The sequence below is a fragment of the Jejuia spongiicola genome (assembly GCF_023502325.1).
Taxonomy (GTDB): domain Bacteria; phylum Bacteroidota; class Bacteroidia; order Flavobacteriales; family Flavobacteriaceae; genus Wocania_A; species Wocania_A spongiicola.
In genome coordinates, this window is sequence record NZ_JAMFLZ010000009.1 from 1 (window position 1) to 26,834 (window position 26,834).

Annotated in this window: 20 protein-coding genes; 8 read left to right on the forward strand and 12 right to left on the reverse strand. The window is 32.0% G+C overall.

Annotation, left to right across the window (positions count from 1 at the left end; translation table 11 throughout):
- The 3 genes from M3P09_RS15660 to M3P09_RS15670 all read left to right on the forward strand — a co-directional run.
- Positions 1-548: putative metal-binding motif-containing protein (locus tag M3P09_RS15660; protein WP_249973861.1), on the forward strand; the 548-nt coding region annotated here is incomplete at its 5' end.
- A 256-nt stretch (positions 549-804) separates the two neighbouring features.
- Positions 805-6,336 (forward strand): DUF8202 domain-containing protein, encoded by a 5,532-nt coding sequence (locus M3P09_RS15665; protein ID WP_249973862.1) that lies wholly within the window; start codon positions 805-807, stop codon positions 6,334-6,336.
- Positions 6,337-6,543: 207 nt separating this feature from the next.
- Positions 6,544-9,801, forward strand: coding sequence for a LamG-like jellyroll fold domain-containing protein (locus M3P09_RS15670; protein WP_249973863.1), 3,258 nt, complete (start codon positions 6,544-6,546; stop codon positions 9,799-9,801).
- 94 nt (positions 9,802-9,895) lie between these two features.
- Here M3P09_RS15670 and hisS read toward each other — a convergent pair whose 3' ends face one another.
- From hisS to rpsF, 5 genes are all read right to left on the reverse strand, one after another.
- Positions 9,896-11,266: a histidine--tRNA ligase gene (hisS, locus tag M3P09_RS15675; RefSeq protein WP_249973864.1), complete on the reverse strand. Its 1,371-nt coding sequence runs from the start codon at positions 11,264-11,266 to the stop codon at positions 9,896-9,898.
- A 180-nt stretch (positions 11,267-11,446) separates the two neighbouring features.
- Entirely contained in the window at positions 11,447-11,914 is a 468-nt protein-coding gene (locus tag M3P09_RS15680) for a DUF6495 family protein (RefSeq protein ID WP_099562859.1), read from the reverse strand.
- Positions 11,915-11,997: 83 nt separating this feature from the next.
- Positions 11,998-12,444 (reverse strand): 50S ribosomal protein L9, encoded by a 447-nt coding sequence (gene rplI / locus M3P09_RS15685; protein ID WP_099562860.1) that lies wholly within the window; start codon positions 12,442-12,444, stop codon positions 11,998-12,000.
- Between the two features lie 13 nt (positions 12,445-12,457).
- The gene (gene rpsR / locus M3P09_RS15690; RefSeq protein WP_199099626.1) at positions 12,458-12,757 is read right to left on the reverse strand and encodes a 30S ribosomal protein S18; all 300 of its coding nucleotides are present in this window, start codon (positions 12,755-12,757) and stop codon (positions 12,458-12,460) included.
- The gene (gene rpsF / locus M3P09_RS15695) at positions 12,757-13,095 is read right to left on the reverse strand and encodes a 30S ribosomal protein S6 (RefSeq protein WP_099562862.1); all 339 of its coding nucleotides are present in this window, start codon (positions 13,093-13,095) and stop codon (positions 12,757-12,759) included. The genes rpsR and rpsF overlap by 1 nt, the downstream gene beginning before the upstream one ends.
- Positions 13,096-13,328: 233 nt before the next feature.
- Here rpsF and M3P09_RS15700 point away from each other — a divergent pair, with 233 nt between their 5' ends.
- Positions 13,329-14,024 carry a LytR/AlgR family response regulator transcription factor gene (locus tag M3P09_RS15700; protein WP_099562863.1) on the forward strand — a complete coding sequence of 232 codons (696 nt, stop codon included), beginning with the start codon at positions 13,329-13,331 and terminating at the stop codon, positions 14,022-14,024.
- A gap of 26 nt (positions 14,025-14,050) precedes the next feature.
- Here the strand turns inward: M3P09_RS15700 and priA are convergent, their stop codons facing one another.
- The 3 genes from priA to nadC all read right to left on the reverse strand — a co-directional run bounded on the left by priA (position 14,051) and on the right by nadC (position 18,368).
- A complete protein-coding gene (gene priA / locus M3P09_RS15705; RefSeq protein ID WP_249973865.1) occupies positions 14,051-16,501 on the reverse strand; it encodes a replication restart helicase PriA in 2,451 nt (816 codons plus the stop codon).
- Between the two features lie 3 nt (positions 16,502-16,504).
- On the reverse strand, positions 16,505-17,446 hold the full coding sequence (locus M3P09_RS15710) for a YihY/virulence factor BrkB family protein (RefSeq protein ID WP_099562865.1): 942 nt from the start codon (positions 17,444-17,446) through the stop codon (positions 16,505-16,507).
- A 61-nt stretch (positions 17,447-17,507) separates the two neighbouring features.
- Complete coding sequence (gene nadC, locus M3P09_RS15715; RefSeq protein WP_099562866.1) at positions 17,508-18,368, reverse strand: carboxylating nicotinate-nucleotide diphosphorylase; 861 nt, start codon at positions 18,366-18,368, stop codon at positions 17,508-17,510.
- Between the two features lie 118 nt (positions 18,369-18,486).
- On the opposite strand from nadC, the gene rlmH reads away from it, so the two are divergent.
- Positions 18,487-18,960, forward strand: a complete 474-nt coding sequence (rlmH, locus tag M3P09_RS15720) for a 23S rRNA (pseudouridine(1915)-N(3))-methyltransferase RlmH (protein ID WP_099562867.1) — start codon at positions 18,487-18,489, stop codon at positions 18,958-18,960.
- 2 nt (positions 18,961-18,962) lie between these two features.
- On the opposite strand, the gene M3P09_RS15725 is transcribed toward rlmH, so the two are convergent.
- Positions 18,963-20,063: a hypothetical protein gene (locus M3P09_RS15725; RefSeq protein WP_249973866.1), complete on the reverse strand. Its 1,101-nt coding sequence runs from the start codon at positions 20,061-20,063 to the stop codon at positions 18,963-18,965.
- 115 nt (positions 20,064-20,178) lie between these two features.
- On the opposite strand from M3P09_RS15725, the gene M3P09_RS15730 reads away from it, so the two are divergent.
- Positions 20,179-21,444 (forward strand): hypothetical protein, encoded by a 1,266-nt coding sequence (locus M3P09_RS15730; protein ID WP_249973867.1) that lies wholly within the window; start codon positions 20,179-20,181, stop codon positions 21,442-21,444.
- Positions 21,445-21,457: 13 nt separating this feature from the next.
- Here M3P09_RS15730 and M3P09_RS15735 read toward each other — a convergent pair whose 3' ends face one another.
- The 3 genes from M3P09_RS15735 to M3P09_RS15745 all read right to left on the reverse strand — a co-directional run bounded on the left by M3P09_RS15735 (position 21,458) and on the right by M3P09_RS15745 (position 23,850).
- Positions 21,458-21,817, reverse strand: coding sequence for an MmcQ/YjbR family DNA-binding protein (locus M3P09_RS15735; RefSeq protein WP_249973868.1), 360 nt, complete (start codon positions 21,815-21,817; stop codon positions 21,458-21,460).
- A 1-nt stretch (position 21,818) separates the two neighbouring features.
- Positions 21,819-22,118, reverse strand: coding sequence for a ribosome hibernation-promoting factor, HPF/YfiA family (gene hpf, locus M3P09_RS15740; protein WP_099562871.1), 300 nt, complete (start codon positions 22,116-22,118; stop codon positions 21,819-21,821).
- Between the two features lie 91 nt (positions 22,119-22,209).
- A complete protein-coding gene (locus M3P09_RS15745; RefSeq protein WP_249973869.1) occupies positions 22,210-23,850 on the reverse strand; it encodes an AMP-binding protein in 1,641 nt (546 codons plus the stop codon).
- 103 nt (positions 23,851-23,953) lie between these two features.
- Between M3P09_RS15745 and M3P09_RS15750 the strand changes: the two genes are divergently transcribed.
- Together M3P09_RS15750 and M3P09_RS15755 are read left to right on the forward strand one after the other, a co-directional pair.
- Positions 23,954-24,526 carry a non-canonical purine NTP diphosphatase gene (locus tag M3P09_RS15750; protein WP_249973870.1) on the forward strand — a complete coding sequence of 191 codons (573 nt, stop codon included), beginning with the start codon at positions 23,954-23,956 and terminating at the stop codon, positions 24,524-24,526.
- Positions 24,527-24,597: 71 nt separating this feature from the next.
- Positions 24,598-26,811 (forward strand): RelA/SpoT family protein, encoded by a 2,214-nt coding sequence (locus M3P09_RS15755; protein WP_099562874.1) that lies wholly within the window; start codon positions 24,598-24,600, stop codon positions 26,809-26,811.
- The last annotated feature ends 23 nt before the right edge of the window (positions 26,812-26,834 follow it).

Consider the following 26,834-nt stretch of genomic DNA (forward strand, 5'->3'; position numbering starts at 1 on the left):
TAACAATAACTAATGATGGATGTACTGCTGCTGATGTACTGAACTTAACAGTAACGGCTATGCCTGTATGGTACTTAGATGCTGATGGTGACAATTATGCAGAGTCAACAATGACCCAATGTGCATCACCAGGGGCTGGATATACAACTACTGTATTGCCTATAACGGATTGTGATGATACTAATTTCAATATCAATCCAGGAGTTACTGAAATACCAGGTAATGGTATTGATGATGATTGTAATGCTGCAACACCAGATGGTGCTTTAGATATTGAAGATGATTTTAATCTTAATAACCTACTTATAACACCGAATCCTTTTAGTAGCATTCTTAATATTAAGCTACCGCTTAGTTATAATAACGATGAGTTTAATATCAAAATATTTGATTTAAATGGAAGACTTGTTTTTAGTAAACAATACTCAAGTATTAACGGAACAATAAATGTTACGAACTTAAACAGGCTAGAACAAGCGCCATACTTATTAAAAGTTATTAATAAAGAAACTGGAAGAAGTGTAGTTAAAAGACTAATAAAGTATTAATCAAACACATATTCAATATAACTGTAAAAGGGTTGATTCGCTAAAATCAACCCTTTTTTATGTCTATGTCTATCAATAACTTAACATCTATAAAAAAAGCAATAAAAATATTACAATAACAAAATATTTAAAACACTGACAATCAATAGTTTAAATATTTTGTTGTGCATTTCATCGATTAATTTTGCATTTCATGGAGTTATAGTGTATGTTTGGGCTTTAAAATAATTAGTCCCAAGCTAAAATTTAACCTCTTATGAAAAAAATTACTTTTTTATTAAGGTCTAGTATACTTATATTAGGTATACTACTCTCAACTAATGGCTTCTCTCAAGTCACGATTAATTCTGAAGATTTTGAATCTGGCACAACTTTTCCTGTTCTTTTTACTGGTCCACCAGCAACGCAATGGAATGACGGAGGTGGAGATTGTGCCATTAACGCAGGATCTTTTCTATCAGGTATTAATACCTTAAGAATAAGAGACAATAGTACCTCCTCATTCTCGGACACTAACAATATAGACTTAACACCCTATACTTCTGTAGACATTACCTTCGATTTTGTTTCAGAAGCATACTCGGGCTACGACTTTTTTTTAGAATTCTCTGGAGATGGTGGTAGTACATGGCATGCTACTCCAATTTTACATTATATTGAAGGAGTGAATTTTACAGACGCTATTACATATACAAATCAAACTGTAAGTATAACCGATGGTGTTACATATACATTCACAACTACTTCTAGGTTTAGATTTAGAGCTGATGCAAACTCTAATGCTGAGCGTGTACACCTTGATGAAATTTTGATTGAAGGCAACTTACCTGCTTCGCCAGAAATAAACATTCAAGGTGCAGGAAACAATATTGTACATGATGCTCCACTAACAAATACACCATCTGTAACTAACGATACCGACTTTGGAAGTCACGATATAACTGTAGGTTCTAATGTAAATGTTTTCACTATTCAAAATACAGGTTCCGCACCACTTAACTTAACTGGCGGGAGCCCATATGTTGTAATTACTGGTGATACTGGAGATTTTACATTATCATTAGGTCCAGCAATACCAACAACACCTGTAGCAGCTTCTGGAAGTACTACGTTTACAATAACTTTTAATCCAACAGTAACAGGTTTACGAACTGCACAAGTATCTATTGCAAATGATGATTCAGATGAAGCACCTTATACTTTTAATATACAAGGTACAGGTACAACTACAACTCAAGAAATAGATATTACAGGAAATAGTAATAGTATACCGCATGATGCTCCATTAACTAATATTCCATCAGTTACAAATGATACTGATTTTGGGAATGTTAACATAACAGGGAGTACAAATGCCAACACATTTACCATTAACAACTTAGGTACAGTTAATAGCTTAAATTTAACCGGAGGACCTTTAGTAAGTATTGGAGGTACTGATGCTGCAGACTTTACAGTAACCACTGCTCCATCTACTCCTATTACTGCAAGCAGTAATACCACTTTTATAATAACTTTTGACCCTACAACAGTAGGAACAAAAAACGCAACAGTAACTATAGCTAATAACGACCCAACTGGAGGAGAAAACCCATACACTTTTAACATTCGAGGTACTGGCGTTCTTGTTCAAGCTCCTGGTGGAGTCGATACAAATTTAGAGCTATGGCTAAAAGGTAATGCTGGTTTAAGTTATACATCAGGTCAACTTGTTACTACATGGCAAGATCAAACTAGTAATGGCTATGATGCAACAGCTCCAGTAGTTGGTGTGGAACCTACATATCGAGATGATCCTGCTTATAACATTAACTTTAACCCAATTGTAGACTTCAATAACGATTCATCAGCATTTAGTTTAGATGGAGATTTTTCTTTTGATGATACCACAACAGAATTTTTACAAGGTACTGGCGGATACTATTCTCAAGATGTATTTGTCGTATTACTACCAAATGTAACTGTAAATGATACATTTGGAAGTATGGATGTTTTTTGTGGGGATGAAGATTTAGCTACAAATGAAACTGATGCAACAGGTATTGGCTTAGGTGCTTACTCTGTTCGTTTCACTGGGGAAATTATATCATATGCGCATGGTACCACTAGTGGAGGATTAGGTTATGGTGTTGCAGAAACCAGCACTGGAAACACTTATAGCAATGCAGGTATTATTAATGTTAGAAATAATAGTGGTGCTACCCAGCAAGAATTGTATTATAATGCAACTGACATTGAAACTGTACAAAATGATGTACCTGATTTTGCTAATGTTAACAATTCAAGGTATTGGATTGGACGTAGTGAAGGTTGGGAAGCAACTACAGATGCTAGAATAGCAGAAGTTATTACATATTCGTCTCGTAAAAGTGATGTAGATGCTACTGATGCACGAAATAGAATTCAATCGTACTTGGCCATTAAATATGGTATCACTTTAGCTCCAGATGCTACAGCGGGAACAAACTTTGAAGCTACAACACAAGATTATGTAGATAGTGATGGAACTGTAATTTGGGATGAGTCTGCTAATGCAGGATACAACCATGATATAGCAGGTATTGGTCGTGATGATAAATCAGAATTAAATCAAAAACAATCTAGTAGTATTAATAATGCTGCTGATGGAACTGGACCTACTGAGGGTATATTAACTATAGGTTTATCAGATATTTATGATACAAATAATTTAAATCCAAGCACATTTGCAAACGATAAAGAGTTTTTAGTATGGGGAAATAATGGTGCTTCAATTGATACAGGCTCAGCTGCAACCACTACTTTTACAGTTAGTGTTGATATGAGTATTGGAATTGGAGATGTCTCGTTAACTACTCCAGTTTCTTTTCAAGCAATAAATCGTACTTGGAAAGTTGTAGAGAACGGAGGGGATATACCTTCTTGTAAAGTAAAAATACCTCAAAGTGCAATTAGATATATTACCCCTCCAGGAAGTTACTTAATGTTTATTTCTGATACACCAACTTTTGACCCAACGTCAGACTATAGAGTTATGTATTCAGATGGTTCTGGTAATCTATTAACTGATTACAATTTTAACGCTACTAAATATGTGACTTTTGGTTATGCTGAACAAGTTATTAGAGAACGCTCTGTTCATTTTGAAGGATATAACCCTATGACTATGCGAGGTGACTATATAGATGTTGAAGATCACTTAGATTTAAACACTAGTACATTTACTATTTCTGCATGGATTAAACGTGATACAGGAACTATAAATGCTTCAATAGTTTCAAAAAGAGATGCAGCCAATACTGAAGGTTACGATTTTAGAATTAATGGCTCAGGAGAATTGGAATTCAATCTTAATGGTGGTCTTCCAGAAATTACATCTTCAGTTGCTATACCTGAAAATGAATGGCATCAAGTTGCTGTAATTTATGATAATGGTACAGCAACCTTATACATTGATGGCGTACCAGACACTACTACAATTGCAACATCATTAGCAGCTCCAGTACCTACATCACGAAAATTCTTAATTGCTGCGGCTGATGGTTATGATCCAGATACAACTGATTATTTTATAGGAAACATTGATGAAGTAAGAGTATGGGATATTGCGCTTTCTGTAGATCAGTTACGCTATATAATGAACCAAGAAATTATAGATGCTTCAATAGTACCTACACCAACATTAATTGAAGGTGATATAATTCCAACCACAATTACAAATAATGAAATTGCTCCTATAGGTTTGGGTGATTTAGCAGGTTATTACCCTATGTCTGTATATACGTATACAAACACAAACGATATGTCTGGAAATAATCATCAAGGTGCTTTAAGAAATTTAGATACTGTTGACTGGCAAACTGCTCCTCTACCTTACGAATCTCAAGCAGCGGGTTCTTGGGATGCTGATGCAACTTGGTTAAATAATACAGTACAAACATTACCTAATGCCTTTTCTGTTATTGATGGCTCAATACCTATTGACTGGAACATTGTTGAAATTAACAACGATGTCTATTTAGGAGCAACACCAACTGGTGTTAGAACTAGAGATTGCTCAACACAAGCCTTAATAATAAATAGTGGCGATTTACAAGTTAATGGAAATACAGCATCAAATGATGGCATAGGTTTAACTGTAACCCATTATTTAAAAATTGATGGAACTATTGATTTAGAAGGCGAGTCTCAATTAATTCAAACTACTGATAGTGATTTCGATACAACAAGTGCTGGTACTTTAGAAAGAGACCAACAAGGTAATTCAAATACTTATATATATAATTATTGGTCTTCTCCTGTATCAACTACTAGTAATGCAGATTATACAACCAATGACGTATTTACCAATGTTAGCTTTTTAACATCTGGTTATAATGGAAATACATCTCCTGCTAATGCTGACTATTGGATTTGGAAATATGCAAATAACGCTGCCAATCAATACTCACAATGGGAACACGTAAGAAGTAGTGGTTCTATTTCGGCTGGTGAAGGATTCACAATGAAAGGTCCAGGTACAGTTACCCCAGATCAAAATTACATATTATCTGGTCAACCAAATAATGGAGATATATCTTTAACATTAAGTGACGACAATGAATATTTAGTAGGTAACCCTTACCCTTCTGCTATAGATGCTGATGCATTTCTTAGAGATCATATTAGTGTAAATAATGGTGGTAATCATCCAAATACAACAGAAAATGTTATTAACGGAACACTCTATTTCTGGGATCATTTTTCAAATAATACGCATGCTTTAGCTGAATATGAAGGAGGTTATGCCACTTATACATTAATGGGAGGTGCAGTAGCCATTTCTAATGATGCATTGATTAATGCTTCTGGGCAAACAGGAACCTTAACACCTCAACAATATATTCCTGTTGGTCAAGGATTTTTTGTGTCTGCCATATTAGATACTGATTTAAATAATGATGGCAGTAGTCCAGATCCTAATGATCCAGGCATTGTTTTACCTATTAATGGGGGTACAATTACCTTCAAAAATAGTCATAGAGTATTCCAAAAAGAAAATGTAAGCTCATCTCAATTCTTGAAATCTAACGTAAAAGGAAAATCTTCTACTGCAAGCACTGCAAAAAAGAAAGTAGATTCAAGACAAAAGATTAGATTAATGTTTGATTCTCCAGATGGATATCATCGTCAGCTACTTGTTGGAGCAGATACTAAAGCTTCAAACAATTTTGATATAGGTTACGATGCTCCTCTTGCAGAAACAAATAAAGAAGATATGTATTGGCAGTTTAATGATAATTTAAAACTTATCATTCAAGCAGTAAATAATTTTGGTGAAGACCAAATACTTCCTTTAGGTGTTAAAATTAATAAAGAAGGATTTGCAACCATAAAAATTGATGCCTTAGAAAATATAGGCTCAAATACAAATATTTATCTACACGATAAGGAGTTAGATATTTATCATGATTTAAAACAGAGTAATTACGAAGTTTATTTATCAACAACTGGCGAATATTCTGATCGTTTTGTAATTGCATTCTCTGACGCATCAAAAAATTCTTTAGGAACTGATGATATAGAAAATACAAATTTAGAAGTGTATTTTTCAAACGAAAAAGAAAGCTTCATTATACATAATCCAGATTTAAAATTTGTAGAAACTGTGAGCGTATACAACTTACTAGGACAATCTATTTATGAGTTTAGTACTAAATCTCACGAAAACCATATAACGCATAAAACAAAAAGTATTGCAGCCGGAGTTTATATTGTAAAAATGAAAACAGACAATGCTATACTTTCTAAAAAAATATTAATAAAATAGTTGAAGTGTAGACCCCAAATCTAGTTTTTACTTAACTATGCTTTGTTTGAGTCCTGAATTAACTTTCGGGACTCTTTTTTTATTTAAAAAAGTCATTTAAACGACTTTTTCTGCTTTTTATCGATGTTTTTAAAAATAATTTCTTACATTTGTTTTAACAAGCTATTGATAGTTAAAGATTTAGCCCCAAACTAAATTAACCAACTTATGAGAACAATTATACAAAGCCTTAAAAAGGGAGTATTCTTTATACTACTTTTTATTTTATTTGGTAATATTTTACATGCGCAACTACATTCTCCTCCATCTTGCGGAGAAAATTTTACTTTAGATTGGTCATCAACACCTATCGCTTCTAATGAATTTAATTGGTTAACTCAAGGTGCATTAACTAATACTTTTTCTAATGTTGATAATTCTGGAATAGATTTTACAGTAACTTTTACTGGAGAAACTGGAACTTTTGATATTTGGGATGGTTCGCAAACACCAAAAGTTGGCTTCTCTGCAACACCTTCTTATGAAAACTTAGATCTAAAAACAAGTGGGTTTTCTTCAACAGGAATAACATGCACCATAACATTTAGCACGCCAATTTATGCTTTGTCTTTTGATTTGTCTCACGTAAATTCTAATGGAACAAATGGAGACATGTATACAATCACCGCAACTACAACTAGTGGGGGTACAATATATCCAACATTCACTAGTTCAGCTACTCCATCTTATACTGCTAATAATGCAACAGGAGTAGTCGATGCTAACGCATCCTCCACTAGTGGCACAGACGCTATTGTAGGTGTTAATTTTTTAGACAACGATTATATAACTAGCGTTACCTTTTTATGGCAAAACTGTTCAACATGCTCCCCAAATGTAACACATGGGTCTGGTTTAGGTAATTTTAGTTTTTGCATCCCACAAACTTTAGATTTTGATGGTGTAAACGATTACATAGACAGAACAGCTTTCTTAGGTGGAAAATCAGAAGCAACAATGATGACTTGGTTTAAACTTGATAATGGGTTTAATGGTGGTGAAATTATGGGGCAACGTAACTTTAGACTTTATGTAGATTCTAATAAAAGATTAAAAGCATTTATAAAAACTAGCGCTGGATCAAATATTGATTCTCCAGATACAGTCACCCTTTCAGAAAACCTTTGGTATCATGCTGCTTTAAAATTTGATGGGAACACAGGTGTTATTGATCTTTACTTAAACGGAAGTAGTGTATGGAATTATCCTAATTCATCATTAACAGGCACAACACTTAATAACGATGCCGCTTGGAATTCTGATCATGATTTTGAAATAGGAAGAAATACAGAACTAGATAATAATTATTTTGAAGGTTCTATTTACGAAACCCGTGTTTACAATAAAGCCTTAACATTAAATCAATTACACAGGCAAATAAATCAAGAAATTGAAGATAATGCAGGAAATGTAAGAGGAACTGTAATTCCAAAGGATATAGAAGGCTTGCAATGGAATGATTTAGAACTGTACTATAAAATGGGAATTATTGAAACTGGCTACACGCCAGATGAATCAAATTCAAACGTTGATGGGCACTTAAATAACATGAGAACCTATCAAGAAAGAACTGCTCCATTACCTTACACTACAACACTTTCTTGCTCTGGAGATTGGTCAAATACAAATAACTGGACTCATGGAGACGTATGGGATATTACAGGTAGTCATCCAGAATGTGCTATTGTGCATATTCAAGGTAACATGGAAACTAGCACAAATCATTCTATGGTTGGACTAATTCTAGACAATGGTAGTAAGTTAGAAGTAAATGGAGACTCAGGGCTATTTAACTCATGGTATTTAAAATTAGATGGAGATATAGATTTACAAGGTGAATCTCAGTTAGTACAAGAGGCAGAAAGCACGTTAGATATTACAAGTGCAGGAACCTTAGAGCGAGATCAACAGGGCACCAAAGATTTTTATACTTATAATTATTGGTCTTCTCCAGTAGGCGTTAGCAATACAACAAGCAACAATAATAGTTATACTCTTCCTGATGTATTAAGCGATGGTACTATAGCAAACACTCCATTACCAATTGCATTTGTATCTGGTTATAATGGTACATCTGGTACACCTGGAACAACTCCAGTTGGTATTGCTAGTTATTGGATTTGGAAATACGCCAATAAATTAACTGATGATTATGCATCTTGGCAACACGTTAGGAACTCTGGAACGTTATTCGCTGGAGAAGGTTACACCATGAAAGGCGTTGATAATAGCGCGACATCGTTTACCGAAGAACAAAATTATGTGTTCAATGGAAAACCACATAATGGAGATATAACATTAACATTATCAGCAGGAAATGATTATTTAGTAGGTAACCCCTATGCATCTGCAATAGACGGTAATGAGTTTATCCTAGATAATATTAACGATGGGGCTGGTAGAGCAACAACAAATATTATTGATGGTACGCTTTACTTCTGGGATCACTTTGCTGGTAATACTCATGTTTTAAGAGAATACCAAGGCGGGTATGCAACCTATACCTTAATGGGGGGGATTAAAGCTGTTTCAACAGATGCAAGAATTAATGCTTCTGGACAAATAGGAACAAAAGTTCCGCAACAATATATCCCAGTTAGTCAAGGGTTCTTTGTAACAGCCGATGCTGGTGGAACTGTAAGCTTTAAAAACAGTCAACGAGCTTTTAAAACAGAAACTTCAGATCCTTCATTATTTTTAAAAGGGAAAAAAGAAAAATCAAACACAGCCAAAACAGATACAGATGATAGACAGAAAATTAGATTGATGCTAGATTCGCCCAAAGGCTATCATCGCCAATTATTAGTTGGTGTTGACCCTTATGCAACAAATAATATTGATAAAGGCTATGATGCTCCTTTAATTGAAAATAACGTTGAAGACTTATTTTGGATATTTAATAACAAAAACTTTGTTATTCAAGCGGTTAATAATTTTGATGATAATCAAATACTTCCTTTAGGAGTAAAAATTAATCAGGAAGGTTTAGCTACTATAAAAATTGATGAGTTAGAAAATATAGACAGTGATAAAGCTATTTATCTACACGATAAAGAATTGAATATATATCATGATTTAAAAGAAAACAAATACGATATACATTTAGCAGCTGGCGAATACTTAAACCGTTTTGAGTTAACCTTCTCTAAAGCATCAGAGTCATTAAGTACAGATGAGGCAAACAAAAACCCAATTGAAGTTTATTTTTCTAATGATGAGATGAATGTTGTAATACACAACCCAAACTCTCAACTTATAGAATCTGTTGAAATGATTAACATCCTAGGGCAATCTCTATTCAAATTTAAAATAAAATCAAACGACGATTATTTAAAATATAAAGCTTCACAAATGAAAACTGGAGCTTATATTTTGAAGATAGAAACAGAATATGGAAAGCTTTCCAAAAAAGTATTAATAAATTGAGTTAGTCGATAAGTATAGTCTGGAATAAAAAACCAAATCAACCATTTACTAGATTGTACTTTATTAAAGAGTCCTAAATATTTAGGACTCTTTTTTATTTTATATGATTAATTAATTCTTGAAGCGATAATTTAAATTGCTCGCCAGAATTCATGTTCTTTAAAGTAAAAGTATTTGACTTCATTTCTTCATCACCTACCAAAACCACAAACGGAATCTCACGCTTATTAGCATGATTCATTTGTTTTTTCATTTTAGCAGCATCAGGATACAATTCGGCATTAATACCTTGTAAACGCAATTGCTTAATAGCTTTTAAACTAAATAAAGCCTCATCATCTCCAAAGTTGATAAATAAAACTTCTATATTTTTGGTTACCGTTTCTGGGAATAAACCTAGCTCCTCTATAACCAAATAAATTCTATCTAAACCAAAACTTATACCAACTCCACTAATATTCTTCATCCCAAAAATGCCAGTTAAATCGTCATAACGACCGCCGCCACCAATAGAACCCATTTTCACTTTTTCGGGAGCCGAAACTTCAAAAATAGCACCTGTATAATAGTTTAGTCCGCGTGCTAAAGTTACATCAAGCTGTAAAGCCGCTGTTTGCAAACCAAGTTCTTTTATCGCCTTATTAATAAATGCTAATTCTTCAATCCCTTTTTTACCTTCTTCAGAAGCATTAAGAATACTTTCTAAACTATGTATTTGAGATTCAAAAGAACCAGAAAGCGTAAACAGTGGTTGCAATTTAGAAATGCCCTCCTCAGAAATACCTTTGCCTAACATCTCTTCTTTTACCTTCTCTTCTCCTATTTTATCTAATTTATCAAGAGCGACCGTGAAATCAATTAACTTATCACTAGCACCAATAACTTCGGCAATTCCAGAAAGTATTTTTCTATTGTTAATTTTAATTGTAATACCTCCTAATTTAAGTGCTGTAAAAACAGCATCATAAAGCTGAATAAACTCCACTTCTTGCCAAAGGCTTTTACTTCCAACTACATCGGCATCACATTGAAAAAACTCTCTAAAACGCCCTTTTTGCGGTCTATCTGCACGCCAAACGGGTTGAATTTGGTATCGCTTAAACGGAAATTCAATCTCGTTTTGGTGTTGTACAACATAACGAGCGAAAGGCACAGTTAAGTCGTAACGGAGTGCTTTTTCAGAAATTGATGATGTTAGTTTATTTGAGTCTTTTTCAGAATAAGCTTTCTCATTAGCTTTTGCTAAATAATCTCCAGAATTTAAAATTTTAAAAATCAACCGATCCCCTTCTTCACCATATTTCCCCATTAGCGTATCAGAGTTTTCAAAGCTTGGAGTTTCAATAGGCTGAAATCCATAAGTTTCAAAAGCCCCACGAATGGTATCAAAAATATAATTACGTTTTGCTACTTGCTCTGGATTAAAATCTCTGGTGCCTTTTGGAATACTTGGTTTTTGAGCCATATTTACTACCTACAAAAGCAGGTATCTCTTTAAAATTATTAAACACTTTTTCATGTGGATTCCGCATCAAATACGGAATGACAAAACAACGATTAAAACATTGTTTGAACAAAAATAATTAATGAAAACGTCATTACGAGCTTTTTTATAAAAAAAGCTTGTAATCTCTTAAATTCAAATTTAATTTATAAGCTTATCAAAATACCTATATAAATCGCCCTTTGTAATTACGGCACCTTGTTCAATCATTTTAAATTTGTCCAAGTTTTTATCCTCAGTATATTCCTTATCGGCTTGTAAAAATTCAACATTTTCATCCATTAAATTTTCACGTAACCAATCATAACCTTCTTGAGTTGTAATGTCTTTATCATTCTTAACATTAACAACAATAGCATGCATATTATCCACATCCAAGTGAAATAAGTACATATGTTGTGGTGAAAAATGCTCTAAGTATTCAGCTTTATTTAAAGCGCCTTCCCAAATTAAATCGCTAAAAACATCTAGCTCTGTTTCTGCAAGTTCTGGCTTGTTTACTTTTAGGTTTTCCCACTCATCAGCAGTAACAGATTGCGTAGCCAAAAAATTTATAAACTCTTGGTGTAACTCTTCAAATTGTTCTTTTGTAAGTCTTGAGTACTTCATTCTATTAATTATAAAATTAGTTTTCAATAAAAAAACCGTTTAGAAAGTATCTAAACGGTTTAGTCAATATTTATAATTTGAAATTATTTTGCTTGTGCAATAACTTCAAAATCTAAATCAACAGATACTTCTCTGTGTAAACGTACTACAGCAGTATATTTACCTAGTCTTTTTACCGTAGTTACAGTAATAAACTTTTTATCAATTGATTGTCCTTCTTTTTCTAAAGCAGTAGCAACATCGATGTTATTTACAGATCCAAATAATTTATCGCCTGTACCTACTTTAGCTGGTATTTTAATTTCTAAAGCTTTTAGTGCTTCAGCAATTTTATTAGCATCATCAACTATTTTCTTTTCTTTAAAAGCTCTTTGCTTTAAGTTTTCTGCCAATACTTTTTTAGCAGAAACTGTAGCTAAAATAGCTTGCTTTTGAGGAATTAAAAAATTTCTACCATAACCGTTCTTAACTGTTACAATATCGTCTTTAAATCCTAAATTCTCAACGTCTTGTTTTAATATAAGTTCCATTGTTATTGGTATTTTATTTTAATAAATCAGCTACGTAAGGCATCAATGCTAAGTGACGTGCTCTTTTTACAGCCACGGCTACCTTTCTTTGATACTTTAAAGATGTTCCTGTTAAACGTCTTGGTAAAATTTTACCTTGCTCGTTTATAAATCGCATTAAAAAATCTGGATCTTTATAATCAACATACTTGATTCCAGACTTTTGAAACATACAATATTTCTTAGTCTTGTTTGTATCGATATTAAGAGGAGTTAAATATCTAATTTCTCCGTCTTTTTTTCCTTTAGATTGTTGTTCTATTGATGACATAATTAAGCTTTTACTTTAAGTTTATCTCTTCTTCTCTCTGCCCAAGACACAGCGTGTTTATCTAATGCTACAGTTAAGTAACGCATAAAACGCTCGTCACGCTTAAACTCTACTTCTAAAGGGTTAATTACTTCTCCAGCAACTTGGTACTCAAATAAGTGGTAAAATCCACTTTTTTTGTTTTGTATTGGATAAGCTAACTTTTTTAGCCCCCAATCTTCTTTTGATACCATCTTAGCTCCGTTAGAAACAAGAAAATCTTCGTATTTCTTTACTGTTTCCTTTATCTGATCTTCAGATAAAACGGGATTTAAGATGAAAACAGTTTCGTAATGATTCATAAAAATCGTTTTTATTGTTAAAAATTGGGTGCAAAAATAAATAATTTCCTTATATTACACAACTATATTCTTCCTATTTTTTTGACAAAAAACATGGTTTTAAAATTGTTAAGATTTATTGTTTTTGAAATGTTAAAATTATGTTAAAATGAGCGTTTTAACGATGTTTTTTGGTTTTTAACCGAATTTTTTGTACTATTGTCGATATCTTAACCGAAATAATATAAAATGTTATGACTTTAAACTGTGTAGTAGTAGACGATTCAGCAATACAACGTCTCTCTATAGTTAAGTTAGTCGAGAATCACCCATCTCTTAACTTAATTGCAGAGTACAGTAGTGCTTTAGAAACTAAAAATGGTTTAAATACGCATCAAGTAGATTTAATTTTCCTTGACATTGAAATGCCAGTGTTAAATGGATTTGAACTTTTAGACGTATTAAACAACAAACCCCAAATTATTTTTGTAACCGGTAAAACCGAATATGCTTTTAAAGCTTTTAATTACGATGCAACCGATTACTTACACAAACCAATTACCAGAGAACGCTTTAACACATCTGTAGATAAAGCCTTAGAGCAACATAAGTTGACTTTAGATTTTAATGAAGAAGATGGCGAGCACATTTTTGTAAAAAGTAACCTTAAAAAGCGTAAAGTTTATATTAAGGACATTAAATGGATTGAAGCTCTTGGTGATTACGTAAAACTAGTTACAGAAGAAACTAGCTTAGTAGTATTATCTACTATGAAATCTTTTGAAAAAGAATTACCGGAAAATAAATTTTTAAGAATTCACAAATCTTATATTGTTAATCTTGATAAAATAGATAGATTTAACAGTAAAAATGTTGAAGTTGGTGCTTACGAGATTCCTTTAAGTAGAAATAAGAAGACACAACTTGTTGACGCTTTAAATAATATTTAAAAGCTTAGTTAAAAAACAATACTAAATTAAAAGTTATCGACATTTAAAATTACTTTAACCGACCGAAAATCTTTAATACTAAAGAAGCTGTTATTTATCTTAATAATGGCTTCTTTTGTTTTTAATAAACTTTGTTGCTTAGGTATTTTAACTAAAATATTTTTGTGAAACTGGTTTCTAATTCTGGCAATTGGTGGCGATTCTGGCCCTAAAACATTATCAGCAAAAATTTGCCTTAAAGATTTAGCTAACCAAATTGATGCTACATCTACCCTATTATAATCTTTATGCTTTAAAGTAATTTTAATTTGCTTATAAACTGGCGGATATTTATAATTATATCTGTCGTCCATTTGCTCATTAAACATTTCAATATAACTATTGGTAGAAACCTGCTGTAAAATATTATGATGCGGATTATAGGTTTGAATTAAAACCTTACCTCTTTCATCCGTTCTCCCTGCTCTACCCGATACCTGTAACATTAACTGAAAACTACGCTCGTGCGCTCTAAAATCTGGAAAATTCAACATATTATCAGCATTCATAATACCTACAAGCCTCACATTTCTAAAATCTAGCCCTTTGGTTAGCATTTGTGTGCCTACTAAAATATCTATTTGTTGTTGTTCTAATGCTGTAATTATCTTTTCATAACCATATTTACCTCGAGTTGTATCTAAATCCATTCTCGCCACTTTATAATCTGGAAAGAGTTGTTTCACTTCTTCTTCAATTTGCTCGGTTCCAAAACCCTTATTATCTATATCTTGGCTACCGCATGCCATGCAATCTTGTAACATCGCCATAACATAACCACAATAATGACAACGCAATTGATTACGGTATTGATGATAGGTTAAACTCACATCACAATTTGGACATTGAGGTGAATGTCCACAAGTTTTACATTCTACTATAGGTGAAAATCCACGGCGATTTTGAAACAATATAACTTGTTGTCCCGCTTTCAAAGTTTCAGATATTTCTTCAATCAATCGATCGCTAAAATGCCCTTTCATACGTTTCTTCTTTAGTTTTTCTTGAATATCCACCAACTCAATTTCTGGCATCATCACATCGTTGTAACGTTGCATTAATTCAACTAAACCGTACTTATTTTGTTTCGCATTAAAATAGCTTTCTAAACTTGGTGTGGCTGATCCTAATAACACCTTTGCGCTATGCATATTTCCTAATACAATAGCCGTATCTCGTGCATGATAACGTGGAGCTGGGTCAAATTGCTTAAACGACTGCTCGTGCTCTTCATCAACAACTATTAGTTCTAAATTGCTAAACGGTAAAAATATTGATGATCGCGCTCCTAAAACAATTTGAGCTTTCGCGGAATTTTTCAAAACGTTATTCCAAACCTCAACACGTTCGTGTGCAGAATATTTAGAATGAAAAATAGCCACTTGCTTGCCAAAATAGTTCTGTAAACGGGTTACTAGCTGTGTAGTTAATGCAATTTCTGGTAATAAATACAATACCTGTTTCCCATTGTTAATAGCATCTTCAATAAGTTTTACATAAACTTCAGTTTTTCCAGATGATGTAACTCCGTGAAGCAGTGTTACAGCATGTGTTTCAAAAGATGCTTTTATATCACTTAAAGCGGATTTTTGATAACTATTAAGGTTTTTAGAATCCTCATTATCATCTCCAGAATATTGAACACGGTCCGTTTGAATATGATATTCTTCAAAAACACCTTTATCAATTAAGGTTTTTATTATAGATACTGAAGCATTGCTTTCTTCTGATAAATCTGAAACTTTTATAGGTTTCTTTGTTTTGGCAGAAATAGAAAATAGGGTTAAAACAACATCTCGCTGTTTAGGAGCTCGACTTAAATCATCTAATAATTTTTGTAATGCGGTTTCAGAAGAAAAATTAGCATGTAGTTTAACATAACGTACTAATTTAGGCTTATACTTTTCGTAAACTTCTTCTTCAACTGTAATGGCTTCTTTTTCAATCAACCTTTTAATTACTGGCAATACATTTTTTTTATCTAAAATATTAGAAACATCGTGGATTTTTAACGATGATTGATGATGTAAAGCTTCATAAACCAAAAACTCATCATCTTTTAAAATAGATTCATCGATAGTTTGTTTGTTTTTTGTTATTACCGTTTCGCTTTCTAAAATAAAAGCACTTGGTAAAGCAGCACGCATCACATCACCTAATGTGCACATATAGTAACTTGCAATCCATTGCCACAATTGCAATTGCTTTTCATTTACAATTGGTGCGTCATCCAAAATTTGATGGATTTCTTTGGCTTCATAAACAGTTGGTGCTTCGTTATGAATTTTAGAAACAATTCCTGTATATATTTTTGATTTTCCAAAAGGCACAGAAACTCGCATTCCAACACTTAAAAACCCAGCTTCAGAAGCTGTTATACTATATGTAAATAGTTTTGGAAGCGGAATTGGAATAATAACATCAATAAAGTGTTGCATAAACTAACATCGTTTTCGTAGTTTATTCAAAGATGCATTTAATTCGTAACCTAACAATAAGATATTTGCATTAAGCCACAAATAAAATAATAAAATTAAAAGTGCACCAATAGATCCGTAAAGCTTATTATACTGTCCAAAATTCTCAATATAAATTCCAAACAAATAAGATGTTAAAATAATAAGTATGGTTGTAAATAATGCTCCTATTGAAAAAAATTTAGAATGTCTTCCTTCTTTTGTACCAAAATAGTACAGAGTAGCTGTTGCAATATATACCATGAAAACAAAAAATGCATATTTTGAGAACAATACCCACGCTATTCCTGAATCAGATTCGTCAATAAGCTTTCCACTAATACCTTCATATAAAGGTGTAATGACATAAATTTGAAAATAACCAAATACTCCTACCGTAATAATTAACAATAAAGCTAAAATAATGGCAACTCCTAAAGCGTACAACCACTGTTTAAAAACATTACGTGTTAATTGTTCGTGGTAAGAATGTTCAAATCCCGAAAACACAGCGTTTACACCGTTAGTCATTAATATTATAGATAAAATAAATACAGAAGAAAGCAAACTACCTTGACTAGTTGTACTTATATTGTTAAAAATATTATCATTAAAAAAATCGGATGTTTGAGGAGGTAAAAAAGAATCTAAAAAAGTTAAAAATTGTTCTTGGAAATTTCCAAAAGGCAATACTGGTATAATTATTATAACAAACAATAAAAAGGGGAAAATAGCTGTAAAAAAACTAAAAGCAATAGCACTTGCACGCGTCGTCAAAGCACCCTCGACGATTCCAACAATATACATTTCTAAAAGATCGTAAACAGAAAGCCCTTCAAATCCTGGTAATTTTATTTGCTTAAAAAAGCGAACCAATATATTAATTATTGGAATTTTATCAAGTTTATCTTCAATGGATTCGCTCACATTTATATAGTTTAGTCGTTTTTTAAGCCATTACCAAATGGGCAATCTCTAAATACCTAGACTAATTTACGGCTTTAAGGCTTAAATCCATATTGTGTACTGAGTGCGTTAAAGCACCGCATGAAATATAATTTACACCACACTCTGCATAATGCCTTACTGTAGTTTCGTTTATGTTTCCAGATGATTCTGTTAGGCATGTATTACCAATCATTTTTACGGCCTCTCGAGTATCCTCGTAATCAAAGTTATCCAGCATTATTCTGTAAATACCTTCATTCTTTAAAATTTCCTCTACCTCGGTTAAGTTTCTAGCTTCTACCATAATATCTAAATCCTTCCCAGTTTCATTAAGATATTCTTTTGTCATTTCTATAGCCTTAGTAATACCTCCAGCAAAATCTATATGATTATCTTTTAGCATAATCATATCGTATAAAGCAAATCTATGATTTTCACCTCCACCTAACTTTACTGCCCATTTTTCCAAAACTCGAATACCTGGAGTCGTTTTACGTGTATCTAAAATTTTAGTATTTGTTCCTTCTAATAAATCTACAAAGGTTTTTGTTTTTGTTGCAATAGCACTCATACGTTGCATGGCATTTAAAACTGTGCGTTCAGCTTTTAAAATAGATTGAGAAGACCCTTCAACATACATAACAATATCGCCGTAGGTAACTTTAGTACCATCTTCTATAAGTACATCTAACTTTAAATTTTTATCGACGTAAGCAAATACTTTTTTTGCAAAATTAACACCGCCTATAATACCTTTATCCTTTACTAAAAGCTTAGCTTTCCCCCTAGCGTTTTCAGGAATACATGCCAATGAGCTATGATCTCCATCACCTACATCTTCCCTTATAGCATTAGAAATTATATACTTTAACTCTGAATCAAATTGGTCTTGTGTAATCATGTTTTTAGAATAGTTTGTGCTAAAATAAGAAATTGATTTACTATTGTAAAGAAATATTTTAAAACTAATTATTCTATAAAAAGTATTTATTTGCTAGAGTAAACATTAATTTTGCTACATGACCATAAAACTACTCGCCATAGGTAAAACAGATAATAAAGAGCTTCAATCTTTAATTAATGAATACACCAAACGACTCGGGTTTTATATTAAGTTTTCGTTAGATATTATTCCAGATATTAAAAACTCGAAAAGCTTAAGTGAAATTCAACAAAAGCAAAAAGAAGGCGAGTTAATTCTTGGAAAAGTTAAAAGTACCGATGCTTTGATTTTATTAGATGAAAATGGAAAGCAATTAGATTCTGTAGACTTTTCTAAATATTTACAAAAACATATGAATTCTGGTATTAAGCAATTGGTTTTTGTTATAGGTGGCCCTTATGGTTTTTCTGAAGAAGTTTATAAAAAAGCAAATGGGAAAATATCATTATCAAAAATGACATTTTCCCATCAAATGGTACGTCTATTTGTTGTTGAACAGCTTTATAGAGGTTTTACTATTTTAAGGAATGAGCCTTATCATCACCGTTGATTTTAATAATCAATTTTAATTCCATCCTTGTTTTTAAATTTCCCTGTAATTAACCAACCACCAAAGTCTTCTGAAACTGCCATTAGTAATTCATTTTTTCCTTTCTTTAAATTAAGATAAATACCATCAAATAATCCAACAGTTCCTAAGTAGCGATAATCTCTAGAGCGCCATCTATTTGTACCTCTATAAATTGGGTTTCCATTTAAAACAGCTACAACTCTATCACTATAACCAAATTCAAAAAGCTTTAATTGGTCTTTATTTGAGTTAATAACAATTTTTGCGAATACAGTATTTCCTGGCTTACCATTTCTTAATAATTGAATTCTAGAAATGTTTGCTGCCGTTCCTTCTTCAACTTTCACTTTGCCTTGCCAATTTCTATTTTTTATCAACTCATTTAAACTACTTGGACTATTTAACAGTTTTTCTTCAAACATATCTGAGATTTCCCATTGAGGAACGAGTCCTTCTATCGGTTCTCTTTCAACTGGATTAAAATTAACTAGAGTTGTTGCATTTTTATCAACTTTTATATCGGCTACATGCATTCCAGTAAACCTTCCTCCTCTTATTGTAACGCCCCCAACAATTGGTTTATGGGAAAGGTTCCAAGATAAATTAGCGGTATCGGCATAATCTAAAAACACTTGTGCTTTATCATTATTTACAACCACTTTTACATGCGTCCAATCATCATACTTGTAGTTATAAGGGAAAGAGTATTTGGGTCCAAAATTAAGTTGAAATGGTGTTACTCCGTTAACTCTAGGTGCAGCTTGATTAGCATCAGCTTTTCCTGATAGGTGTGGTCTTAAAAAAAACATTTCACTATTTGCCTCTACTGTTCTAAACTCAACACCAGGAAACGCTTGTTCTTCTTTTAAATAAACGTCAAACTCAATTGTTCCATTTAAAAATGCAGCGTCTTTAAGAATAATAGACCCTCCTTGAATGTATACAGCCTCTTTTCCTTTATATTTTTCAACAACAAAGGATTGTGCTCTAACATTCCAATGTACTGTATCTAAAGGAATTATATTTTGAGAAAAACTAGGTGCTGTAATAATTAATGTAAATAGTGTTATAATTTTTTTCATGACTAAAGATTTTCTATAAAATTGAAAATTAATACTCATATCTACTCAAACAAGTTCGTTCAAATCCATTCAATATTGTACAACATCAAAAAAAAAGCGATTTTTGTAATAATCTATGAATACACAAAAAGAACACGAATTAATTAACAAGTGCATTCTTCAAATTGAAGAAAAACTGGGCTGGGGAGAATCATCAAACTGGCATAGCGAAGTTTTTATAGAATTAAGCGAAACCATACAGAAACAAACCAAAATATTACTTAGCCCTACTACTTTAAAACGTGTTTGGGGAAAAGTAAATTATAATAGTTCGCCAAGTATTAGTACACTAAATACTTTATCTCAGTTTATTGGATATTCTAATTGGAGGGATTATAAAAACAATCAACATAATAATAAGTCTAGTAATAAATCAATTAAAAAAACATTAGTTAATATGCCTATTGTTTTTTCGTTGGCCGCTTTTTTAGCCTTATTATTTATATCTCTTTTCTCTACCATTAGTTCTAATAAAAATGAACTCACAACAGAAGATATTTCAAAAATTAAATTTTCAAGCAGAACAATAACTAATAGTATGCCAAATTCTGTAGTTTTTGATTTTGATTTATCTAATATAAAATCTGATAGTATATTTATTCAGCAGTATTGGGATGAAACTAAAACTATAAAAGTAAACAACAAGCAAAAACAAGCTACAGGTATATACTACTTTCCTGGTTATTTTAGAGCAAAACTTGTTGTTGATGGTAATGTTATAAAAGAGCATGATTTGTTTATCAAATCTAATGGTTGGTCAGCTTCCATAGATTATGACCCAATTCCAAAATATTTGAACCCTAAGCAATTTGTTGATGATGGACTTAAGCTTGATGATGATGTTCTTTCAGAAATAAAATCATTAAAAACACCTATAGTCACTACCTATCATTTTATTAACGATTTAGGAAACATTTCTGGAGATAATTTTAGTTTAGAAACAAGTCTTAAAAATAATTTCAACGAAAAATGGGCAGTATGCCAAACTACTCGAATATATATAATAGGCACAAAAGGTGCTTTAATTATTCCATTTACTATCTCTGGTTGCATATCAAATATTAACGTTATGCTAAATGATGTTTATATGAATGGAAAGGAGCAAGATTTATCTCCATTTGGGCTTAATCTTTCTTCTTTTAAAAACATCAAGATTAGTGTTATAAAAAAACAATTGAAAGTGTTTATAGATGATAACGAAACGTTTTCAGCAAGATATAATAAAAGTATAGGAGAACTTGTTGGGCTTCGCTATAAATTTTTAGGCGCTGGAGAGGTAAAGCATATTAAACTTTTAAGCGCTACAGGAGATACTGTTTTAAAAGATAATTTTCAATTATGAGGTTATCATAACTTTATTCTAGTTCTAACTCTAATTTTTGCTTTTTAGTAAGTTTTGAAACTACAAGATTATAGGATATATCTAACCATTCAAATAATATATGATCAGAAATTGTACCATCCACAACGACACTACTCCAATGCTTTTTGCTGAAATAAGATGGTTCTTGTAAAGCACTATATTGAGCTCTTAATTCTTCGATAGTTTCTGGAACGCACTTTATACTAAAGCTATCAAACGTATCTATATTTGTAGCTGTAAACATTTTTCCCTTAACTTTAAACACTAAAACATCTTGAAGTTTAGGAAATGGTATGGATTCAGTAACACCTTTTTTAGACAAACAATATAACCTATAAGCTTCAATATCCATACTAATGTGGATTAAACACTTGTTTTCTTTTTTTAAGCTGAATTTCTAAATCTTTAATCGTTCGTTTTACTGCATCTTCGTAATTATCTTCATCAGAACTTGCAAATATTCTTGGTCCAGGAACACTTAATTCTATTTTACATATTTTCCCTTTTTCTTTTGCATTGTGCTCTACTTGAAAATGAACTTCAGCCTTAATAATCCAATCATATTTTTTATGAAGTCTTTCTAATTTATCTGTTACATAAGCGCTCATTGTTTCACTCGTTCCTATATGAACATATTGAATATTTATTGTCATAATTTCTCTTTTAAATATTTACTCAAAGTTACTATAGATTTCTTTTTTTAAAGATGATTTTTGTCATAATAAAATCATAAATATTATTACATTATTCAAAAATCACCTTATCATCCTTTGCAAACCATTCTTTATAAAACTGCTGATGTATTTTTTCTATACTATTCCGTTTTACTTTTAATGATGGTGTAACTAAATTGTTGTCTACAGTCCAATCTTCCTTCATAATAATTACTTTTTCAACCTTTTCATGTTTTTCTAAACTAGGGTTTATAGCAGCTACCGTTTCAATTAACCCTTTAGATAGATCTTCTTTGGGTTTTGCTCTACCAAGCTCTGATAATGTAATTAAAGCTATAGGTTGTGGAATTCCGGTACCAACAATGCATATTTGTTCAATATCTGTGTTTTTTGACAATAACATTTCAATATGCGAAGGAGAAATATATTTGCCTTTATCTGTTTTAAACTCATCCTTTGCACGCCCCGTAATAGTTAAATACCCATCATGATCGTACTCGCCTTTATCTCCCGTTTTAAAATAACCATTATCAAAAACACTTGCTGTAATATCTGGTGCCTTAAAATAGCCTTTCATTAAACAATTATTTTTTATTAAAATTTCGCCTTCAGGAGTAAACTTGATTTGTACTCCTTCTAGAGCTTTACCAACAGTTCCTATTTTATCAGCTTCAGGTCTTGTGGCATGAGATATAATACAATCTTCGGTCATGCCATAAACTTGAAAAATAGTAACGTCAATTTTTTTAAACCAATGCATTAAACTAGCAGACAGCGGTGCTGCTCCAGAAACAATATATTCGGCGCTTCTAAGCCCTAGTTTTTGCTTTAGTTTATTTTTAATCAATCGATTAACAAAAGGAATGTTTAATAAAATATTTAACTTCTTCTGAGGAAGGTTTTCTAGAATTTTTTCTTGAAACTTAGCCCAAATCCTAGGTACTGCTAAAAACAAATGCGGTTGACATTTCTCAAGATCTGAAGCAAAAGTTTCTAAAGATTCTGGAAACGAAAACTCTGCCCCAATAACTATTCCGTGTGTTCCAATACCAACTCGTTCGGCTACATGTGCTAAAGGCAAATATGAAAACAATCGCGGTAAAGGAGATAACTTAATTACAGACTTTATAACACGCATACTTTCCATAATATTACCAACAGAATGCATTACTCCTTTTGGTGTACCAGTGGTTCCTGATGTGTAAATAATAGTATGTAAATCGTTAGTATCAATTTTTGGCATTACTTCCAAAGGTTTTTCAGATTTAATTATGTCTTCCCATAAATCACCTTCATTTTCACCAAACAAACCAATACTAATTTTATGAATATCTGGAATTCCAGATTTTTGAGACTCAAAGTTGTCTAACTTTCCAATTATGATCGCTTTAGATTCACTATGTTCTAAAATCTGATTAATCGATGCCCCATTTAAAGTTGGATAAATAGGAATAGACACATAACCGGCCATCATAATGGCTAAATCTGAAAGTAACCAATGGGCACAATTTTTTGAAAGTAAAGCAATATGACTTCGTTCTGGTAAATTATAGCTTTTTAGTTTTGAAGCTATTTTACAAACGGTTTCTTTGGCTTCTCTAAATGTATAGGTAACAATCGTTCCGTTAACAGGTTGCTTCAAAAAAATACGGTTTGGGGTTTCTTTTTCCCAATGCATAAAAGCTTCGAGAGGTGAGTTAAATGTAGTCATATTTGGTTTCAGTTAGATATTAAAGATATAAAAAAGCTTTAAATATTATTCTTTTAATTAGACATATATAGTATTATTTTTGATTAACTAAACATATCATTTCATGCAACTCGTATTCGCAACCAATAACCTTAATAAATTAAAAGAAGTACAAGCTTTAATCCCTTCACATATTAAACTTTTAAGTTTAAAAGATATTGGCTGTTTTGAAGATATTCCTGAAACCCAAAGTACTATAGAAGGTAATGCTACCCAAAAAGCAGAATATATAAAACAGCATTATGGTTTTGATTGTTTTGCTGATGATACGGGTCTAGAAGTAGACGCTTTAAATGGTGCACCTGGAGTATATTCTGCGCGTTACGCAGGAGAACAACGTAATGCAAATGATAATATGGATAAATTACTTGCAGAATTAAACCATAAAAATAACCGAAATGCACAATTTAAAACAGTAATAGTTTTGCAACTTAACAACAAACAGCAAACATTTACTGGTATTTGCAAAGGAGAAATTACCTCAACTAAACATGGAGAAAAAGGGTTTGGTTACGACCCTATTTTTAAACCTAGAGGTTACAACCAAACTTTTGCTGAAATGAATTTAAGCCTAAAAAATAGTATTGGGCACCGTGGAAAAGCCGTGAATTTACTTGTGAATTTTTTAAATTCATAAAACTTGAGATTTTAACCACAAAAAGTTAAATTCTAGTTGGCTGTTAATTTTCTTTATGCTACTTTTAATTTATGACAGAGGAAGCCTTAGAAAAAGAAAATATTGCCATTACCAAAGCCTATAAAGAATTATTAAAGGTTAGCTATCGTACACTCTCAAAAGAAGACAAAAAATTAATACGCAGTGCTTTTGATGTTGCACTTGATGCACATAAAGATCAGCGTAGAAAATCTGGAGAAGCTTACATTTTTCATCCTTTAGCAGTCGCTAAAATTGTAGCTCAAGAAATTGGTTTGGATGCCACATCTATTGCAGCGGCATTACTACACGATGTTGTTGAAGACAGCGAAGACTACTCAATATCAGATATAGAAGGGCTATTTGGAGAAACTGTTGCAAAGATTGTAAACGGGCTTACAAAAATATCTTCGCTTAAAAAAGATATGGATATATCGCTTCAAGCTGAGAATTTTCGTAAAATGCTCCTTACATTAAATGATGATGTAAGAGTTATTATTATAAAAATTGCCGATAGACTTCATAATATGCAAACTATGGATTCTATGCGGGCAGATAAGCAAGTCAAAATAGCATCAGAAACCTTATACATATACGCGCCTTTAGCTCATAGAATTGGGTTATATAATATTAAAACTGAGCTTGAAGATTTAGGTTTAAAATATACTGAGCCAGAAGTTTATAATGATATTTTAAACAAAATAAAAGAAAGCAAAGAAGAGCAAGATAAATATATAGAAGCCTTTAGTCAAGTAATAAAAAATTCTTTAGATAAAGAATTAATGGATTACACTATTAAAGGACGACCAAAATCTATTTTTTCTATTCGCAGAAAAATGCAAAAACAAGGCGTTTCGTTTGATGAAGTTTACGACAAATTTGCCATTAGAATTATTTATAAAGGTGATGAAGAAAATGAAAAGTTTTTTGCTTGGAAAATATATTCAATTGTAACCGATCATTTTAGACCAAACCCTGTACGCCTTCGCGATTGGATTTCATCACCAAAAGGAACAGGTTACGAAGCATTGCATATAACTGTAATGGGACCTAAAGGCCGATGGGTAGAAGTACAAATACGTAGCGAGCGTATGAATGAAATTGCCGAAAAAGGCTATGCAGCTCACTATAAATACAAGCAAACTAACGAAAAAGAAGACAGTTTAGAAACTTGGATAAACAAACTCCAGGAAGCTTTAGAGAATCCTGATACTAATGCTGTTGATTTTGTTGAGCAATTCAAGTTAAACTTATATTCAAAAGAAATTTTTGTTTTTACACCAACAGGAGAATTAAAATCATTACCTAAAGGAGCTACTTCTCTAGATTTTGCTTTTAGTATCCATACTGAAGTTGGTATGAAAACTCGTGGCGCAAAAGTAAACGGTAAATTAGTGCCTTTAAGTCACGAATTACAAAGTGGTGATCAAGTAGATATTTTAACATCCGAAAGTGCAAAACCCAATGCCAATTGGTTAGATTATTCAACCACAGCAAGAGCCAGAAGCAAAATTAAATCGGCTTTAAAAGAAGACAAAAAACGTATTGGAGAAGAAGGCAAAGAAATATTGCGACGGAAATTAAAGCAACTTAAAATAACGCTTAACGAATCTTCAATAAATGAATTAGTTAACTATTTTAAATTAAAAACAAGTCTCGATTTATTTTATAGAGTGGGTATTGGTACTATAGATAATCCAATGCTTAAAGATTATGCTGCCTCTAGAAGCAATGCTTTAATGAGTTTTATAAAAAATAAAATATCTAGAAAGCAAACCATAAAGAAAGAAGATTTAGAAAAAGAAGAAGTTACCGCTAAATATGATTCGCTTGTTTTTGGTAAAGAAGAAGAAAAACTAGACTATAAATTATCAAACTGCTGTAACCCTATTCCCGGTGATGATGTCTTTGGGTTTTTAACAGTTAATGAAGGTATTAAGGTTCATAAAAAAAACTGCCCAAATGCGCTAAGCTTGCAATCTAATTACGCGTACCGAATTATGCCTGCTAAATGGGTAGATTCATCTCAGCAAGAATTTTTGGTAAAAATTGTTATTACTGGAATTGATCATATTGGTTTGGTAAACGACATAACAAATATTATTTCAGAAAATATGCATGTAAACATGAAAAGCATTAGTTTTGAAAGTGATGATGGGTTATTCTCTGGGAAAATTAATGTTGTTGTAAAGAATAATACCATTATAAAAAAGCTATTGGAAAAACTTAAAAAAATTAATGGCATAGATAAGGTTACTAGAGTGTAAAAAAAGTGTAAATTTGCGACGAA

What these genes read in the sequence shown, in the direction of transcription:
- M3P09_RS15665 (WP_249973862.1), top strand. Translation starts at nt 805, where the DNA reads ATGAAAAAAATTACTTTTTTATTAAGGTCTAGTATACTTATATTAGGT.
- M3P09_RS15670 (WP_249973863.1), top strand. Translation starts at nt 6,544, where the DNA reads ATGAGAACAATTATACAAAGCCTTAAAAAGGGAGTATTCTTTATACTA.
- hisS (WP_249973864.1), bottom strand. Translation starts at nt 11,266, where the DNA reads ATGGCTCAAAAACCAAGTATTCCAAAAGGCACCAGAGATTTTAATCCA.
- M3P09_RS15680 (WP_099562859.1), bottom strand. Translation starts at nt 11,914, where the DNA reads ATGAAGTACTCAAGACTTACAAAAGAACAATTTGAAGAGTTACACCAA.
- rplI (WP_099562860.1), bottom strand. Translation starts at nt 12,444, where the DNA reads ATGGAACTTATATTAAAACAAGACGTTGAGAATTTAGGATTTAAAGAC.
- rpsF (WP_099562862.1), bottom strand. Translation starts at nt 13,095, where the DNA reads ATGAATCATTACGAAACTGTTTTCATCTTAAATCCCGTTTTATCTGAA.
- M3P09_RS15700 (WP_099562863.1), top strand. Translation starts at nt 13,329, where the DNA reads ATGACTTTAAACTGTGTAGTAGTAGACGATTCAGCAATACAACGTCTC.
- priA (WP_249973865.1), bottom strand. Translation starts at nt 16,501, where the DNA reads ATGCAACACTTTATTGATGTTATTATTCCAATTCCGCTTCCAAAACTA.
- nadC (WP_099562866.1), bottom strand. Translation starts at nt 18,368, where the DNA reads ATGATTACACAAGACCAATTTGATTCAGAGTTAAAGTATATAATTTCT.
- rlmH (WP_099562867.1), top strand. Translation starts at nt 18,487, where the DNA reads ATGACCATAAAACTACTCGCCATAGGTAAAACAGATAATAAAGAGCTT.
- M3P09_RS15725 (WP_249973866.1), bottom strand. Translation starts at nt 20,063, where the DNA reads ATGAAAAAAATTATAACACTATTTACATTAATTATTACAGCACCTAGT.
- M3P09_RS15730 (WP_249973867.1), top strand. Translation starts at nt 20,179, where the DNA reads ATGAATACACAAAAAGAACACGAATTAATTAACAAGTGCATTCTTCAA.
- M3P09_RS15735 (WP_249973868.1), bottom strand. Translation starts at nt 21,817, where the DNA reads ATGGATATTGAAGCTTATAGGTTATATTGTTTGTCTAAAAAAGGTGTT.
- hpf (WP_099562871.1), bottom strand. Translation starts at nt 22,118, where the DNA reads ATGACAATAAATATTCAATATGTTCATATAGGAACGAGTGAAACAATG.
- M3P09_RS15745 (WP_249973869.1), bottom strand. Translation starts at nt 23,850, where the DNA reads ATGACTACATTTAACTCACCTCTCGAAGCTTTTATGCATTGGGAAAAA.
- M3P09_RS15750 (WP_249973870.1), top strand. Translation starts at nt 23,954, where the DNA reads ATGCAACTCGTATTCGCAACCAATAACCTTAATAAATTAAAAGAAGTA.
- M3P09_RS15755 (WP_099562874.1), top strand. Translation starts at nt 24,598, where the DNA reads ATGACAGAGGAAGCCTTAGAAAAAGAAAATATTGCCATTACCAAAGCC.